The organism is Moritella sp. PE36, assembly GCF_000170855.1.
GTDB lineage: Bacteria > Pseudomonadota > Gammaproteobacteria > Enterobacterales > Moritellaceae > Moritella.
This window is the reverse complement of sequence record NZ_ABCQ01000017.1, coordinates 56,518-72,441: the sequence shown is the minus strand read 5'-3', so window position 1 is coordinate 72,441 and position 15,924 is coordinate 56,518. Positions and strand designations below refer to the sequence as shown.

Sequence of the window (15,924 nt, the reverse complement as noted above, 5' to 3'; positions counted from 1 at the left end):
ATTAAGACTTCCTAAAGAATTTGATCACAGTCCAGCGCCAAGCGTGGCGAAGAACAAGCGGGGCAAGCAGCCATGAGCTGTAAAAATGGATATCTTGCATGAGGATACTGAAGTTATTACCCGTGTTACCCCAAAAAGTAAGGTAGATACCGGTAAGGGTACAAGCAATGAGCAAGTATTCGATAATAGTACCGGTTTGACGTAAGAATTTTTTATTACTGTTTTGAATAAGATTTCGATGAGACAGCCAGAAACTACCAACAAAAGTAGGGAAGATGCTAATACCTGCAAGCATATGCATCAGTAACACCGTGCGCTCGACTTGCCATGGAATAGTAATAAATGGCCACAGTAAAAGTCCTGACAGGAACATCAAATATAATATCGCTTCGGCTTTTTTATGATGAAAAGCGAGACGTTTAAAATGACACTGTAAACGTGACCAGATGTTATCACCGGTTGGGGTTGCTACTTGAACTGACATGATAAAACCTTATTCATATCGACGGAATGAAAACGCGAAAAGGGCTGAGTAAATACTCATCCCTTTTTGCAACTTTTATTTTAGTTTCGCAACACTTTCATTAATCAATACACGTTAATTAACAAGTGTGCTGCGAGATGGCTGTTCATTGCCAAAAGGGTGAGACTAGTTTGCACTAACCGACACTTTTGCTGCCATTGTTTGTGCTGTACCGTATTTACCGCCAGCACCTGTTACTTGTTGTACGCCATCATTATCTGAATCGGTAGTTGAACTGTTTTTCAGTAAGTTTTCACCTGAATCACCAACCCATTCAGCTAATTGTTGACCACCGTTAACTACTTTCTTGAACCAAGCAGTGTAACGCTCAGTTAAGTGTTGTAGTTCTAGTGCTGGAACGTGCTCGCCTTCTTCGTTAGCAAGGTGAAGCATTGTTTCACGTAAACCACCCGAGATTGCCGCAGCAGTTAGCGGTGTGTGAATTGTTGCTTTACCTGGCGTTTGAGCCCATGTACCTAACTCTGCATCAAACATGTTTTTCTCTACCGCGAGGAAGATAGAACGTGCCGCTTGCTTGTAAGTATCATCTTGTGTCGCAAGGTATGCAGAAACCAAACCACGGATTGCAGCAAACTGTGCGTCAAGTGACTGATTTTTATCTACTGACTTACCAATCGTCGCGCCATCGTACACTAGACCATTTTTCGCCACTAGCGTATTAACGATGTAATCTGCTTGTGCTTTAATTAGACCAAGTGCTTGTTTACCTTGAGGCGTAGCTAGATCAACATCACCGGCGTCTGCCGCTGCATAACCAACAGGTAGTGCATCTTGTGAACGTTGGTAAATTGATAGTGCGACGATGCTGTATGCAGCGTCAAATGTCTCAACTTGTGCATTTTGCTTACCGTCGTATTTCGTTACAAACGTACCCGCCTTCTTGTTGAAGTGTAGGTTTGCTAAGTTTTGGAACGATAGGTTAGCAACGTTGCTTGCCACAGAGAATGCATCGTCAGCAATGATATTGTTGCTTGTGTTGCTATCAATATTTTGTTTTGGTGCTGCAGCAAATGGTTTGCCATCAAATACAGCTTTAAACGCAGGATTTTGAGCTGTGTTCGCTGTACGTTGATCTGTAAATGCATAGAATTCACTTACTGGCCATAATAGCATCCACGTATCACGTAGTGATGATGAACCATCTGTAACGGTTAATTTACCGATGTTATTTACGTTGTTCTTTTGGGTTTCATTCACAGCTACTTTATGTGCAAACCAGATTGGGTTTTTAGATGCATCGTAGTCAGGGCCGAATTTAACACCGAGGTTCTTACCGTCAAAGCCAAGTTGCTGTTGCAGGATAAGGAGTTTGTCTAGTGACATTTCAGTTAAGATCATACCGTTGAAACCATCGGCAGCCGATACACCAAGACTGTGTACGCCATCTTGATCCATTGTGCTTGATGTTGCTTCAACTTCTTCATCTGTAGCTGTAACGTGCATGCCACCGAGGAAATCTTGTGACCACATCACTTCTTTAAGGAAGATGCTGCCGATTGCGCCAGGGTTTAAGGCTTTATCAAAGCTTGCGCTGTCCCATGCTAGCGTTTTGTAATCACGGAAGTAAGCTGGGATCACTGTGTTGTGTACCGCTGCTTTACCTGTTGCAGATAATACTTCTAGCTCTTCGCCATTCACTTTTGTTGTATCTACTTGACCTACAAATTCAGGGCTACCTGAAACGTACGGTACTGAAATAGGGTACATGTTTAGTGGGATTTCTTCACTTGGGAAACCAACAGCCGCTGAAAGCGAGATGAAACGTTTACCTAAGTCAGCAAGAGAACCGCCACGTGCTTGGTTAACTGGGCCATTAACTAGGTGAGGCCCCATCGTTGATTGGTAGTTTAACGCATACATCGCTTCTTCTGAATACTCGTAGCTTTCAATACCCGCTGCATAATCGAATGCAGTCGGTTGATCAACTTGGTTTGGATCTAAAACATCAAGGTCTAAGCCTAGTGCTTCAGCAAGTGGTTCACCTGATAATTCGAATTCTGTATATGCAAGAAAGTTTGCAGCTGGAGAAAGGGTTTTATCAAGTACTTTTACGTTTGCAGCATGTGATGCAAATGAAGCAGTAAGTAACGCCGAAGAGATGGCAAAGCAAAGGGCAGATTTTTTCACAACAAATCCTTTTTATTTTTTATAATAGACTATGTCTTAATGAGAATGGTTCGTATTATCCATATAAATATGTGAAATGCAACTCTAATTGATAACTATTACTATTTATAATGATCTAGAACAATCTGTTTTAAACTCGCGTAATAGTTGAACAAATTCTGCCGGTGCACGATCGAGATCATCGTTGGGGAAGTAAATATCATAACCAAGCGTATTGTGGAGATACTGCATGCGGTTAATAAACATGGCCTGTAGCCCGTGATAATTGTGGGTTGCTTTTACGTCTGGATAAAGCATATTATCGGCATTGCCATAGAGTGTTGAATTGGGTTCTGTGAGCATGGTAAGGGCTCTTTGTTCTAATAACATATGAGATAAAGTAGGCAGGGAAGCGCTATTGATAAGGTGCTCTCGTTGTTTGAGACGGATGCCGATATAAGGTAATTCTTTTAACTCTAATCCCTCATTTATCTTTGGTATATCGATGCGTTGTATATCTTGCCAGAGGATAGTAAAACCACCTCGTGATGTGAAATAATGCAGACCTTCTTTGGTCAGTGAGAAGCGGTAATATACGTCATTAATTTTCACGATCCCAACAATTAACAAGCATATACCAACCATAAGCGCCCCTGCTGATAGAGGAAAATAAAGGTAATTGTCTGTGTCTGCAGATGTTGTTAACAACGAAATGATGCTGCTGAAAATGAACAGGGCAGCAACAATCGTCACCGTGACGCCATTACGTTTTGCGATAGGCCGTATTAACATGAGGTTCCTCCTCGCTAAGCGCTGTTATTTGTTTTCTATAGGTAATAATAGCTTAAATATAACGCCTTTATCACCCGGTAAGTTTCTTGCACTTATGTTTCCATGATGGAAGTCACTGATTAACTTGACGATATGTAAACCTAAACCAAGATGTGGAGTATCTGATTGCTGACGATTGGAGACCATAGAGTCAAACAGTTGGGGGATATTATCACTGCTAAAGTGCGGCCCTTGGTTTTCGACCGAGAGTTGTAGTTGCGTGTTTATCTTATTTAGCTTAAAGCGAATTGGTTGATCTACGGGCGCATAATCAACGGCATTACTGATGAGCTTGTCGAGTAATTGGACGATAAGTTCTGGGGCTAGATTTATCGTGTAATCATCACCATGGTCGTATTCTAATTGAAATTGATGACGGCTGTAAATTTGTCGGTAAGCCTCGGTTAGCTCTTCTAACATATCGTCAAATGGGACCACTTGCCACTGTGCATATTCAAAGCTTTGCTCTAATTTATTGGCTTCACTGAGTGCGTTTAATGTTTGGCTTAGGCGATTTGTGCCTTGCATTGCCCGTATGAGATATTTTGTTGCTTCCGGGTCTAAGTTCGACAATTCAAGGTTTTCGAGCGATGTGCGAATAACGGCAACCGGTGTTTTCAATTCGTGAGAAAGCTTATCTGCCAATGTAGCCAGATAGTCAGTGTACTTACCTTGATTAATCGTCAGTTGTTGCATCACTCGGGATAAATCACCCAATTCATCAGGCAGTCTGCTGGCGGCTGGCACCGCCATTATTTTACCGTCGCTATCGATTGCGGCGCGGTAGTTTTTCTTCATTTGAACAATACGCCAAGACAAAGACGATGCAAATGCAAATAAGCCAGTGACAATAACGGCGATGATAGTAAACAGTAATATCAATAATTGGTTTAACGCTTCGCTGGCAGACAGTAAACTTTGTCGTGAATCTTGTACGGCAACAAAATAGAATTGTTGGCCGTTAGCGATAATAACTTTACTGTGTAGTTGCTTATTAATCGGTGAGTCTTGGTACCAAGTTGTTTGTTCTAATTGTTGTGGTGATATCCAGCGGCCTTGGCTGGTAGGTTCTCGCCAATAAGGTAATGAGTTGGAGGTAAATAACTTGTTGTAAATTGCATTGGTGAACCAGGATGGCTCTGCTTGGTCACTATCATCATCTGCGTCATTCATCCACTGATCTGCATTTTGTTGCCCAACCAACCAATATTGGCTATTAAGTAAATACAAACTTAGTCCGGGTTGTGAATAGTTAGCGAGTTGGTGGTTTAAACCCAATTTTTCACGCACTAGACTGCGTTCGTAAGTCATTGTTGGCTTAGATTTTAAATGTTGATTTATTTGATTGCCATTAAGTATGAGATCAAAGCCAATCGCATTGCTTGCTAAGTCAATTGGTATTGCAATTTCAATATTGTAGTGACCATCGCGCCATAACCAGGTGCCAGCATCTCGGCCGGAGGTCATTGCCTGACTCGTGTTTTTTATTTCTACACGACCAGAACCTTGTGGGTTAATCTGCCAATGCGAAACCAGACCCGTATTATTGATAGTGCGGATATTAAGCTGATCTGCTGCTCGCTGCGGTTGCATTGGATTATAATAATGCGGTGTCAGCGCTGATGTCTGTATAAAGATATAGAGTAATCTATCATTTGCAGCTAACCTAAATTTGGCTGTTGTGGCTGGCTTTGCTTCTGCCGATAAATCGGCCTCGTGATCATAGTTGTTAAGTTGAAACCAAGGTGTGGTGATATTTTCCCAATCACTTTCTTCACCATCAAATCCGTCCAATAACATTTTACTGTCAGTGAGCGGGGCGTAATAGTTACCTTGGTTAGTATTAAAGACGGAATGTTGAGACTGGTTTAGTTTGTGTTGAAGTTGTTGTATTGCTGCGGTCATTTGCACATCCAGTAACTGGCTGTGGCTTTGGCGTAGACTGGTTTCTAAAATACGAACACTCTGACAACCAGCCCAAGGCAGTAATAACATTAGGCTGGCAACAAGTAGGAGCTGCGTCTTTAAGTTGAAGCGAATTTTCACTCAATAACCCAGCGATAACCCATCCCGTAAGCTGTTTTAATGGCGTTGAATTCGGCATCTATGTAACTGAATTTTTTGCGTATGCGCTTGATGTGTGTGGTGATGGTATTGTTATCGAGTACCACATGTGCGGCATCCATGAGTTGGTCTCGATTTTTAACCTGACCAGGGTACTTAGCAAGGGTATGTACAATCCAAAACTCAGTTAACGTGAGCATAACGGGCTGATCTTGCCAGTAAGTCTCAATACGTTCGATATTGATCCGCAATGAACCATGAGTGATGACTTGTTCGTTTACTGACGGTGGTTTTTTTAACGCTTGGATCCGGCGAAAAAGTGCCGCCACACGCGCTAAAACCTGATGAATACTGACGTCCTTTGTTAGGTAATCATCAGCGCCAAGACGTAACGCTGAAATCTCGTCTAGTTCACTGTTTCGCGCCGTTAAAAATATAATCGGTAGGGTTTCTGAAAGTTGGCGTAATGCACGGCATAGATCAAAGCCACCTTCGTATTCACCCTGTAAACCGACATCAATAATAGCCATATCAGGCAATGCAAGGGCAAAGGCCGCTAGTGCGTCCTGACGATTATGAAAGAGTGAAACCCGGTAGCCGATTCGTTGTAATGCATCACGATAATTTTCTGCGATATTGATTTCATCTTCAACGAGGGCAATATGTAATTGTTGTTTTATCATTCGGACTAACTCATAAATCGATAATAGGGAGGTGCGCTTCTATGTCGTGCTATGTTATCAAGGATAAAAATATTAATACAGCTTTTAGCAAGCCTGTCGAGATTCATATTATATATCCCTGCTAGTCTCTGCTATCGCATCTTGAAGTAACTTGGGAATTAGCTTTTTAATAATGTATCTACATGACGAGAAGTGTTGATATTGAAGTATATTGTTTGAAAAAAATAAAACCAACACCGCAGCGATTGTTACTACTGTGCTGGTTTATCGAACAAAGTAGAGGTGTTAAGCTACATCTGCTTGTCTTATCCAGCGTAAATGGTTGTTACGCTTTCTTTCAACGATACCGAAAAATAGAAATTCCTCAAAAGCACGGTCTATTTCATCTATGCTCAACTGCAGAATCTCAGCGATGTATTTTTTAGAGCATTTCAAATCTTGTTCTTGCGCTGCTTGTAAGATAGCGGAAGACCTTACGGACATTTGCTTTTTAATTAATAACGATTGATTTTCTAATTGAGCAGGTGCTTCAATTTCGATATAGTTTTGTGTCGCTAACAGGCGTAAATGTTCAGCCTTATCGGCTTTTTCTTGTTCTCTTTCTTGCTGTTTTTTACGGTTAATTGAATGGCGGAAACGCAGTTCTTCACCAATCAAACCGACAAAGAAAGCAGCGAAAATATCAAGTAATACCGATAAAAAGATCACTAACCATGATTGTGCATTTTCTGTTGTGGTATTAAGAATTTTCGCTAGGCTTGCGATCAAACTGATAACCGACCCTTTTTCAGAGACCGGAACGCTATCACGCTCAATTCTAAGTTGTGTTTGTTTTTCACGGAGAATTTGATTTTCTTTTTGGATCCGAGTCACACCAAGTGAAATCATTTGTAATTCGAGGTATTTATCTGCGGCTTTGTTATTAAGCGCAATTTCATCGTCGATCGCTGATATTTGCAGGGTGATTGCATTTACCTTGTTGTCGCGTTGATCAACATACTGTTGTGCCACATTGGTTGCACTGTTAATACCACCGATACTACCGCCTATCGAGATAATAGCCAGGATACAATAGAAACCTAGCGCTACAACTGCGGCATGGAATGCTTTGCGTGCAACTCGCTCACCAAATTCGTACCAAGCAAAGAATTTACCCAGTTCAAAAATGACGGCTAAACTTCCGAACAAAATTTGCATGAGTAATTTATCGTGAATAGATAAAAAGAGTAGCAGTGAGAAAATTACTGATGCGGTAATCGCTGCGCCAGTAAAGGCATACAAGCTGCACATTGCAAGGGTGCCTTTAGGGCGGCGAGTATATGTTAATGAAGAATCATGCATGTTAAATGTATCTTAAAGCAGAAAGGTGACTAATTTGCGGGCATACTAACACGGCTAATTAGTAACGGATAACTACTTTTAGCTATTTTAACAAACGGGCATATTTCAACCATTTTGTGATGGGGATCTATTAAAACTGCCAGAATAACCCCAGACTGCCTACTATATATTCTTTGTGTGGGTCTTCTTCATAGTCCGGACTCATTGCAACGACACTAAACTTTATGCCAATATTTTGATAGTAAGCAAGTAATCCCGCCGCAGCCGTCGCTTGTATGTTTTTTAAGGTGATGTCGGGCACTTCAACGGGGGTTTCACCTTCAATGGTTATATCATTAAAACGATAACGAATTTCTGCTGTCGCATAAAGCATGATACCTGAGCTATTTGGCGCCAGTAACATGCCTTGTAATCGGTGCGGGTGTAGGCTGAGATTATTATAGTTAGCCCCTAAATCGACCCCCCAACGTACCGTCGAACCAAAGGCCACTTCACTTTGAAAGTTACCGACAGCTACGCGTTGATAAATTGACAGATCCGATTCACCAATGAGCATGAGTGGCCGGCCGACAAGTTGATCTGCCTCTGCGGTGACTTGGTAAACAATCTCATCTTTAACTTGGTAGTCCCAACCTTGGGGTGTGGTGGCATCAATCGCATCATGAATGAATTTTTGGGTGTCACCTGCTCTTGATTGCTCACCGACACCGCCCACTAACAATGACAGACGATAAGAACTCACGGCGCTGTAACCTAATACACTTGCTTCACCAAACAACAGGCCAGCGTATGGGCGCTCATCAGTTTGGGGAGTAATGGCTGATATATCACTGGGCGTCCACATTTGCTGACCGAATTGATAATTCACTGCATATTTAAGTGCGTTAGGATCAAAGGCCGTTAATGCTTGCCAAAACTGATTATTTAAAGCTGGTGCTTCTGCAGTGTAGTTAATGAAAACTGCATTGGTATAGTTACCATCTTCATCTGAGATCACGTCATTATGCATGCCAAATAGCCAACCGCTTGCAAAACTGCTCATTGGGCTTAAAGCGAGCAATATAATGCTGAATAATTTAAAACGCATGTGTATTCCTTTGTGTCATTTTTACGTCGTTACCTGTCAAATATGTTAATAAATAATCTTAAGCACTAATTATACCAAGATTATGCCTGGTGTCGTTATTTAATGCTTGGTTTAGGCTTGCGCTCATACTTATTGGTTATGAAGTGCTAGATATCGATACTTGCTAGGCATGGTTTTTTATAAAAAAATTGCTTCGCATAAGCATACAAAGACATACTAATGAAAAATCTACACCCAAGTTATTTCAAGCTGATATGGCTTAGGCGTAGATATAAATAAGACAACAAGGATCGTTGTTTATTACTTCGCCCTAGTTACTGGTTTCTTTGATGGGGAATGAAATTGAAATCATTAATAAAATGCTGCGGGTTAATTACCTTAGGCTTTATAACGTCGAGCGTTTTGACCACCGTCAACGCTGAAATAAAAGTAAAGGGTAGCGCAAGCTTGGAGCAGCGCATATTCTTAGACCGACCAGATCAAGCAATGCAGCCCGTGGATAGTAGTTACCCTTATCCCGTTTATCATCAAGTATCGATAGCGTTGTCACCACACGTGGAAGCGTCATCAGAACAGAATAATATGGTGTATACCGTACATCCATTTCTTCGTTTTGATGAACGAGATGATGAACGCACAAATATTGATTTTAGAGAGTTAAAAGCAGCTGTTGTCACTAAAAAATGGCAAGCTTCTTTCGGCTTTGATCAAGTGCATTGGGGGGTGATGGAGAACCACCATTTGGTCGATATTGTTAATCAAACTGATTATAATGAATCACCGAACGGAGAAGATAAGCTCGGTCAACCTATGTTTAGGTTAGGTATTAATATTAAAGACGCACTACTGGAAGCGATGATATTGATTGGCTACCGTGAGGCCGCTATGCCAACACCGGGGGCTCGCTTTAGTTTTGATAATGATTATAGCTATGAATATGAAGGTTGGGGAGAAGAATACCATCCCGATGTGGCACTACGTTATAGCAAGAGTATCAAGAATATTGATGTTGGCGTGAGCTATTTTGGCGGACATTCACGCACACCTGAATTAATTACTCCAGACGTCGGAGACCCTGTTTGGCATGTTAATTTGGTTGATCAAGTGTCGGTGGATATTAAAGCTGATTTGAACCGGATCGAATTAAAAGCAGAAGTGCTTTATAAGATTGTTGAAGATAAATCGACGCGAGCGGTGGTGTTAGGCTCGGAGTTTAAGCTAATACAAAATCAAAATATTGCTGTTAACTTGCTAGCGGAATATAGCTGGGACCAACATGGTGAAAATGCATTTGATAATAGTTTTCAAAATGACATATTTGCTGGTGTAAGAGTAACCCTGAATGGTTTAAATGATAGCGAAATACTTATCGGTCATAACTATGATTTTGATTTTGGTTCTCAGCATGGTTTTGTTCAGGCCAAGGTAAATGTCACCAAAGCACTTTCTGTTGGCCTAGAAGGCTGGTGGTTTAATGTGAGTGATGACGATTATGCAAATAAAACCTTCAATGATGATAATATGATCCAGTTGACTGGTTATTATAACTTTTAATCAACATGAATTATCGGTTCGTCAGTTAGGGTACTGTTAATCCAATTTATTTTCGGTTATTCTGATATCTTAGTTGTAGATTAAGTTAACCGTATAAAAGGATTTAAGATGTTTAAGGTAAATCAGTATTTTGATGGTCAAGTGGCTTCTATTGGATTTCAAGAAGCAGATAAAGCAGCAAGTGTTGGCGTGATGGCTGTCGGTGAGTATGAGTTTGGTACAGCCTTAGCTGAAGTGATGATTGTGATTACAGGTGCGTTAACTGTGTTACTTCCTGGACAATCTGAGTGGCAAACATTCAATGCGGGTGAGCAGTTCAATGTGCCTGCCGACAGTAAGTTTCAAGTTAAAGTAGCGCAAGAAACAGCATACCTTTGTCAATATGGCTAACCACTTAGTTTAATGCACAATATAGAAAAGGGAGAGTAAACGTTAAGTTTACTCTCCCTTTTAGTATCCACTATAAACCATTCAATTAATGGCTAAGCGTTATTTTTTCGGCTTGGCATTGAATGCTGCAAGTTGTTCTTCAGTTGCTGGAAGCTGGTGGTTTTCTTTCCATTCTGCATAAGTCATACCGTAGATGCGTTCTCTTGCTTGTTCATCTGTCACGTCTAGTTCAAGTTCATCCGCCGCAGACTTATACCATTTACCTAAGCAATTTCGGCAAAAATCAGCCAAGATCATTAAATCAATATTTTGAACTTGTTTGTTCTCATCTAAATGCGCTAATAAACGCTGTAATACTTTAGCATCCAATTGATCTTGTTGAACTTGAGTTAATTCTGGTTTGCTCATTATCTATTCCTTGTTATTTCGCTGACTTAATCAGGCCTGTAATATGGCAACTAAATACGATAGCTGCAACAGCTAAGTAAATTGAAGAGGTTACGATTAACCATTGTGGCATTGTATACGATAAAAACTGCCAGCTAATTTCATCACAAAAACCGGTTGGATTAAACAACCAAGGTGCCCACTCATGCAGTGGTACCCAAGTCGGGAAATTAGGGAAGAAGTCACACGTCGAAAATGGTGACGGATTTAGTTGAATATCGACATGCTCAATAGCCAGGCTTAAGCTGTAACCTGCACTGATGAACCATAATGCAAAACCACTAAAACGCATGACTGGATTGGCAGGCGCAATAGCACCAACTAAACCTGCAATGATTATCCCCATTATCGCTACACGTTCATAAACGCATAATACGCAAGGGCTCAGTTCCATAACATATTGAAAGAACAGGGCTGATGCTTCTAATCCCATACCTGTTAGGGCGAGTAAAACCCAAGGGAGGCGTTGTTTTGGTAGGTTAGAAATAAACTGGTACATATATTATCTCAAATGAATTAAATGATTGTCTGCTGTTATAACATATTGTCGGACTAGATATGTGCTGCAGTGTGTAAAAGTGTGTAAGAATAAACGCTTATGTGTGGGTGGTCATTGATATAAACGATTACCCACACAAAAAAACGCCGCAAATCGCGGCGTTTTATTCGTGAATTAATGACCTAGTGACCTGTCGATTTTATCGCGTCAATAGCGGCCTCAGCATGAGGAGTGATCCAGCCCATCTCAAGCATGCTATTTGTCATTGGCTCTAAGAAGAACAGGATCGCACCAAGACCAACAAGTGTCATTACGATAGTATATGGTAGTGCCATGATTACCATACGGCCATAAGATAAACGTAATAGCGGTGCAACAGCCGACGTTAATAAGAATAAGAACGCCGCTTGACCATTTGGTGTTGCCACTGATGGTAGGTTAGTACCGGTATTAATTGCCACAGCAAGTAAATCAAATTGGTCACGCGTCACGGTACCATTATCTAACGCTGCTTTAACTTCAGTGATATAAACGGTACCAACGAATACGTTATCACTCACCATCGAAAGAATACCATTAGCCAAATAGAATAACGGCAGTTGATCATGTGGTGAAGCTGCTAATACGGAATTAATTAACGGTATGAATAATTGCTGATCAATAATAACCGCGACAATAGTGAAGAATACAGCAAGTAATGCCGTGAAAGGCAGTGCCTCTTCGAATGCTTTACCCAGTGCGTGCTCTTCAGTAATACCATTAAATGCGGTGGCTAGGATGATGACAGATAAACCAATTAAACCAACCGACGCTAAATGGAATGCAAGACCAATAATTAACCAAACGCCAATCGCTGCTTGCGTGTAAAGTTTTACACGTTCACGTTGGCTGCGGTTTGCATCTTCATATTTGTCAAAATCGACAAGAATAGTGCGTACAGCTGCGGGTAATTCCGCGCCGTAACCAAAGACTTTGAATTTCTCGACAAGGACGCATGTCAATAGACCAAAAAAGAACACAGGAACCGTTACAGGTGCCATACGTAGTGCAAATTCTAGAAAATTCCAACCTGCTTGTTCAGCAATAATTAGATTTTGTGGTTCACCAACCATAGTACATACACCGCCGAGTGCAGTACCTACACCAGCATGCATCATAAGAGTACGTAGGAATGCGCGATAATCATCAAGATCTTGACGTTTAAGTTCATTTACAGAACCATCATCAGTATGGTCATGATCTTGTTTAAAATCACGACCTGAAGCAACTTTGTGATAAATGCTGTAGAAACCAATAGCGACACTAATTACAACCGCGATAACTGTTAATGCATCTAAAAATGCAGATAAAAAAGCTGAAACAAGAGAAAAAGAAAGTGCAAGTAATGCTTTTGATTTGATATTAATAAGCATTTTGGTAAATACATAAAGTAATAACGACTTCATGAAATAAATACCTGCAACCATGAAGATTAATAACAATAATACTTCGATGTTACTCACAATTTCATGCTGAACTTGATCCGCAGATGTCATCCCTATTGCGACCGCTTCAATAGCAAGCAGGCCACCGGGTTGAAGCGGGTAGCATTTAAGCGCCATTGCTAAGGTGAAAATAAATTCAACGACTAATAACCAACCTGCAATAAATGGGTCGATTGCAAAAATGAAAGGGTTAATAATAAGGAAGGCAACGATTGCAATTTTGTACCACTGAGGTGAGTTACCTAAGAAGTTTAACTTTGCCGCCGTACTAAGGCTTATGTCCATGAGGAGTTGTCCAATATTTTGTTAAGATTAAGTTTAAGTAATTTGAAAACCGGGATATTCTAAGCATATTTTGTGACGTGCGCCATCCTTTTTATTGATACAGATTATTGTTATTGCAAATAAACTTATTTTAATATTTAAATCGGAAAATAATTATTCTGGTGATAGTATCTAATTTAAATCTGGTCGGAGTTGCTTGTAGGTGCTAAGATCCTAAAGGACACAACCTGTTCTATTTCCTAATGAGAAGTTAAATGGATATTACTGATAGTAAAACAACAAATAGAAGGCGTCGGAATGACGGTATTATTAAGGCGAAGAGCCCTGCAGGGTTTGCCGAGGAATATCTGATCGAATCGATTTGGAAAAATCGCTTTCCTCCAGGTTCAATTCTTCCTGCAGAAAGAGAACTTTCTGAGCTTATTGGTGTTACCCGAACTACGTTACGTGAAGTGCTACAACGCTTAGCACGTGATGGTTGGCTCACTATTCGCCATGGGAAACCAACACAGGTTAATAATTTTTGGGAAACATCAAGTCTCTCAATTTTAGAAGATTTAGTACGATTAGATCCTGAGCGTCTACCAGAATTAGTGCGTGACTTATTGTCAGCGCGAACCAATATTAGTGTGATTTTTATTCGTGCAGCGATCAAACGTGACCCTGAAAGAGTTGCTGAGATTTTAACTGAAGCTGAAACATTAGCGGATGACAAAGATGCTTACACTGAATATGATTACCGTATGTTACACAAATTGGCCTTTTTGTCTGGTAATTTAGTCTATGCTTTGATTCTAAACGGCTTTGATAATATGTATCGTATTCTTGGTAAAATTTATTTCGATTACCCAGAAGCACGTTTATTGGCTCAAGATTTTTACAAACAACTAAAAACGGTTGCAGTAGAAAATCGAGCGGATGACTGTTTGAATATTGTGCGTAATTACGGTATGAATTCTGGCCTGCTTTGGCAGCAGTATCGTGACGAAACATGGGATGATATTTGCGTGGCTTTCGAACAACGCATTAAATAATTATTGTCTAATAGATGCATAAAAAACCAGTCATTGACTGGTTTTTTTATACCAATTTTATGATTTTTGGCTAGAACTTTGGCTGATAACCTCTGTTTCACCATTTGCTAGAACTTGTTCTAAACGAACGTCAAAGCTCCATAATCGATGGAGGTGTTTCATCACCTCTTGTGCTGATTTATTGTCTAGTGGTATGTCTTTATGAGCTACGTAGCGTAACGTTAAAGAACGATCCCCCTTCTTATCGACATTGAATACCTGAATATTGGGTTCGTTATTACTTAAATTATACTGAGCAGATAACTTACTCCGCAGACGTTGATAGCCTTCTTCATTATGAATTGCCGATACTTCAATATACTTACTATTTTCGTTATCTTCGATTGAAAATAAATGCATATCACGCATTACTTTTGGTGATAAATATTGGCTAATAAAGCTCTCGTCTTTAAAGTTTTGCATTGCAAAATGTAATGTGTCTAACCAATCACTACCCGCGATATCAGGGAACCAAGCCTTGTCTTCTTCGGTTGGGTGCTCGCATATACGCCGGATATCAATAAACATCGAAAAACCAAGAGCATAGGGGTTCATACCTGAGTAATGAGGACTATTATAGGCCGGTTGTGCGATAACGTTAGTATGATTATGTAAAATCTCTAACATAAACTTATCGGACACTATCCCTTCGTCATACATATGGTTAGTCATCGTATAATGCCAAAATGTTGCCCAACCTTCATTCATTACTTGAGTTTGTTTTTGTGGATAAAAATACTGGCTTATTTTACGGACAATACGAATTATTTCTCGTTGCCATGATTGTAACAGTGGTGCGTTTTTCTCAACAAAATAAAGAATGTTCTCTTGTGGTTCGGCGGGATAATTAGGCTCAACAGGTTCTTCTTTTTGGTTGTATTGGGGCAGGGTACGCCACAATTCGTTCACCTGAGTTTGTAAATAATCAGTACGCTCTTGCTGACGGCGCTTTTCTTCACTTAACGACGGCTCACTAGGGCGCTTATATCGATCAACACCATAATTCATTAATGCATGACAAGAATCGACGATATTCTCAACGGCATCAATACCATATTTTTGTTCACAATCAGCAATATAGTTCTTTGAAAATACCAGGTAATCAATAATGGAATCAGCATCTGTCCATGTTTTAAATAGGTAATTATTTTTAAAAAAAGAATTATGGCCATAGCAGGCATGCGCGATAACTAAGGCCTGCATTGGGATGGTATTTTCTTCCATCAGGTAGGCGATACAAGGATTTGAGTTAATCACAATTTCATAGGCTAACCCCATTTGACCACGTTTATAGCTCTGCTCTGTTTGAATAAATTTCTTACCAAAGCTCCAATGGTTATAACCAATCGGCATCCCGACAGAAGAATAAGCATCCATCATTTGCTCGGTGGTGATGACTTCAATTTGATTGGGGTAAGTATCAAGTCGATAGTATTCAGCAATACGTTTGATTTCGACATGGTATTCTTCAAGTAATGGAAAGTTCCAATCAGGACCATCGTCGAGCTGCTTCACTTTATCTCTTAACATATAGAC

The 15,924-nt window shown here is 40.3% G+C and carries 14 protein-coding genes; 3 read left to right on the top strand and 11 right to left on the bottom strand.

What is annotated here, in order from left to right; all coding sequences use genetic code 11:
- Position 1: 1 nt before the first annotated feature.
- From PE36_RS11755 to PE36_RS11725, 7 genes are all read right to left on the bottom strand, one after another.
- Entirely contained in the window at positions 2 to 484 is a 483-nt protein-coding gene (locus PE36_RS11755) for a hypothetical protein (protein ID WP_006032258.1), read from the bottom strand.
- 165 nt (positions 485 to 649) lie between these two features.
- Positions 650 to 2,671 carry a hypothetical protein gene (locus PE36_RS11750; protein WP_006032257.1) on the bottom strand — a complete coding sequence of 674 codons (2,022 nt, stop codon included), beginning with the start codon at positions 2,669 to 2,671 and terminating at the stop codon, positions 650 to 652.
- Positions 2,672 to 2,776: 105 nt separating this feature from the next.
- Positions 2,777 to 3,442 carry a DUF2982 domain-containing protein gene (locus PE36_RS11745; protein ID WP_006032256.1) on the bottom strand — a complete coding sequence of 222 codons (666 nt, stop codon included), beginning with the start codon at positions 3,440 to 3,442 and terminating at the stop codon, positions 2,777 to 2,779.
- A 24-nt stretch (positions 3,443 to 3,466) separates the two neighbouring features.
- Complete coding sequence (locus PE36_RS11740; protein WP_006032255.1) at positions 3,467 to 5,527, bottom strand: ATP-binding protein; 2,061 nt, start codon at positions 5,525 to 5,527, stop codon at positions 3,467 to 3,469.
- A complete protein-coding gene (pdsR, locus tag PE36_RS11735; RefSeq protein ID WP_006032254.1) occupies positions 5,524 to 6,228 on the bottom strand; it encodes a proteobacterial dedicated sortase system response regulator in 705 nt (234 codons plus the stop codon). Before pdsR ends, PE36_RS11740 begins: the two co-directional genes overlap by 4 nt.
- A 285-nt stretch (positions 6,229 to 6,513) precedes the next feature.
- Positions 6,514 to 7,569, bottom strand: coding sequence for a hypothetical protein (locus tag PE36_RS11730; protein ID WP_006032253.1), 1,056 nt, complete (start codon positions 7,567 to 7,569; stop codon positions 6,514 to 6,516).
- Positions 7,570 to 7,699: 130 nt separating this feature from the next.
- Positions 7,700 to 8,656 (bottom strand): lipid A deacylase LpxR family protein, encoded by a 957-nt coding sequence (locus PE36_RS11725; RefSeq protein ID WP_006032252.1) that lies wholly within the window; start codon positions 8,654 to 8,656, stop codon positions 7,700 to 7,702.
- A gap of 336 nt (positions 8,657 to 8,992) precedes the next feature.
- Between PE36_RS11725 and PE36_RS11720 the strand changes: the two genes are divergently transcribed.
- Together PE36_RS11720 and PE36_RS11715 are read left to right on the top strand one after the other, a co-directional pair.
- A complete protein-coding gene (locus PE36_RS11720) occupies positions 8,993 to 10,210 on the top strand; it encodes a hypothetical protein (RefSeq protein WP_006032251.1) in 1,218 nt (405 codons plus the stop codon).
- A gap of 108 nt (positions 10,211 to 10,318) precedes the next feature.
- Entirely contained in the window at positions 10,319 to 10,600 is a 282-nt protein-coding gene (locus PE36_RS11715; RefSeq protein WP_006032250.1) for a pyrimidine/purine nucleoside phosphorylase, read from the top strand.
- Positions 10,601 to 10,699: 99 nt separating this feature from the next.
- Here the strand turns inward: PE36_RS11715 and PE36_RS11710 are convergent, their stop codons facing one another.
- The 3 genes from PE36_RS11710 to nhaB all read right to left on the bottom strand — a co-directional run bounded on the left by PE36_RS11710 (position 10,700) and on the right by nhaB (position 13,315).
- Complete coding sequence (locus PE36_RS11710; protein WP_006032249.1) at positions 10,700 to 11,008, bottom strand: DUF1244 domain-containing protein; 309 nt, start codon at positions 11,006 to 11,008, stop codon at positions 10,700 to 10,702.
- A gap of 13 nt (positions 11,009 to 11,021) precedes the next feature.
- Complete coding sequence (dsbB, locus tag PE36_RS11705; protein WP_006032248.1) at positions 11,022 to 11,546, bottom strand: disulfide bond formation protein DsbB; 525 nt, start codon at positions 11,544 to 11,546, stop codon at positions 11,022 to 11,024.
- Positions 11,547 to 11,728: 182 nt separating this feature from the next.
- Positions 11,729 to 13,315, bottom strand: coding sequence for a sodium/proton antiporter NhaB (gene nhaB, locus PE36_RS11700; protein WP_006032247.1), 1,587 nt, complete (start codon positions 13,313 to 13,315; stop codon positions 11,729 to 11,731).
- Positions 13,316 to 13,569: 254 nt separating this feature from the next.
- On the opposite strand from nhaB, the gene fadR reads away from it, so the two are divergent.
- Positions 13,570 to 14,349: a fatty acid metabolism transcriptional regulator FadR gene (gene fadR, locus PE36_RS11695; protein WP_006032246.1), complete on the top strand. Its 780-nt coding sequence runs from the start codon at positions 13,570 to 13,572 to the stop codon at positions 14,347 to 14,349.
- Between the two features lie 57 nt (positions 14,350 to 14,406).
- Here fadR and PE36_RS11690 read toward each other — a convergent pair whose 3' ends face one another.
- On the bottom strand, positions 14,407 to 15,918 hold the full coding sequence (locus PE36_RS11690) for a SpoVR family protein (RefSeq protein ID WP_006032245.1): 1,512 nt from the start codon (positions 15,916 to 15,918) through the stop codon (positions 14,407 to 14,409).
- Positions 15,919 to 15,924: the final 6 nt, after the last annotated feature.

Bases quoted from the DNA above. Each gene is read 5' to 3' on its own strand.
- PE36_RS11710 (WP_006032249.1), bottom strand. From the start codon at position 11,008: ATGAGCAAACCAGAATTAACTCAAGTTCAACAAGATCAATTGGATGCT.
- PE36_RS11745 (WP_006032256.1), bottom strand. From the start codon at position 3,442: ATGTTAATACGGCCTATCGCAAAACGTAATGGCGTCACGGTGACGATT.
- dsbB (WP_006032248.1), bottom strand. From the start codon at position 11,546: ATGTACCAGTTTATTTCTAACCTACCAAAACAACGCCTCCCTTGGGTT.
- PE36_RS11730 (WP_006032253.1), bottom strand. From the start codon at position 7,569: ATGCATGATTCTTCATTAACATATACTCGCCGCCCTAAAGGCACCCTT.
- fadR (WP_006032246.1), top strand. From the start codon at position 13,570: ATGGATATTACTGATAGTAAAACAACAAATAGAAGGCGTCGGAATGAC.
- PE36_RS11725 (WP_006032252.1), bottom strand. From the start codon at position 8,656: ATGCGTTTTAAATTATTCAGCATTATATTGCTCGCTTTAAGCCCAATG.
- PE36_RS11715 (WP_006032250.1), top strand. From the start codon at position 10,319: ATGTTTAAGGTAAATCAGTATTTTGATGGTCAAGTGGCTTCTATTGGA.
- PE36_RS11755 (WP_006032258.1), bottom strand. From the start codon at position 484: ATGTCAGTTCAAGTAGCAACCCCAACCGGTGATAACATCTGGTCACGT.
- nhaB (WP_006032247.1), bottom strand. From the start codon at position 13,315: ATGGACATAAGCCTTAGTACGGCGGCAAAGTTAAACTTCTTAGGTAAC.
- pdsR (WP_006032254.1), bottom strand. From the start codon at position 6,228: ATGATAAAACAACAATTACATATTGCCCTCGTTGAAGATGAAATCAAT.
- PE36_RS11720 (WP_006032251.1), top strand. From the start codon at position 8,993: ATGAAATTGAAATCATTAATAAAATGCTGCGGGTTAATTACCTTAGGC.
- PE36_RS11690 (WP_006032245.1), bottom strand. From the start codon at position 15,918: ATGTTAAGAGATAAAGTGAAGCAGCTCGACGATGGTCCTGATTGGAAC.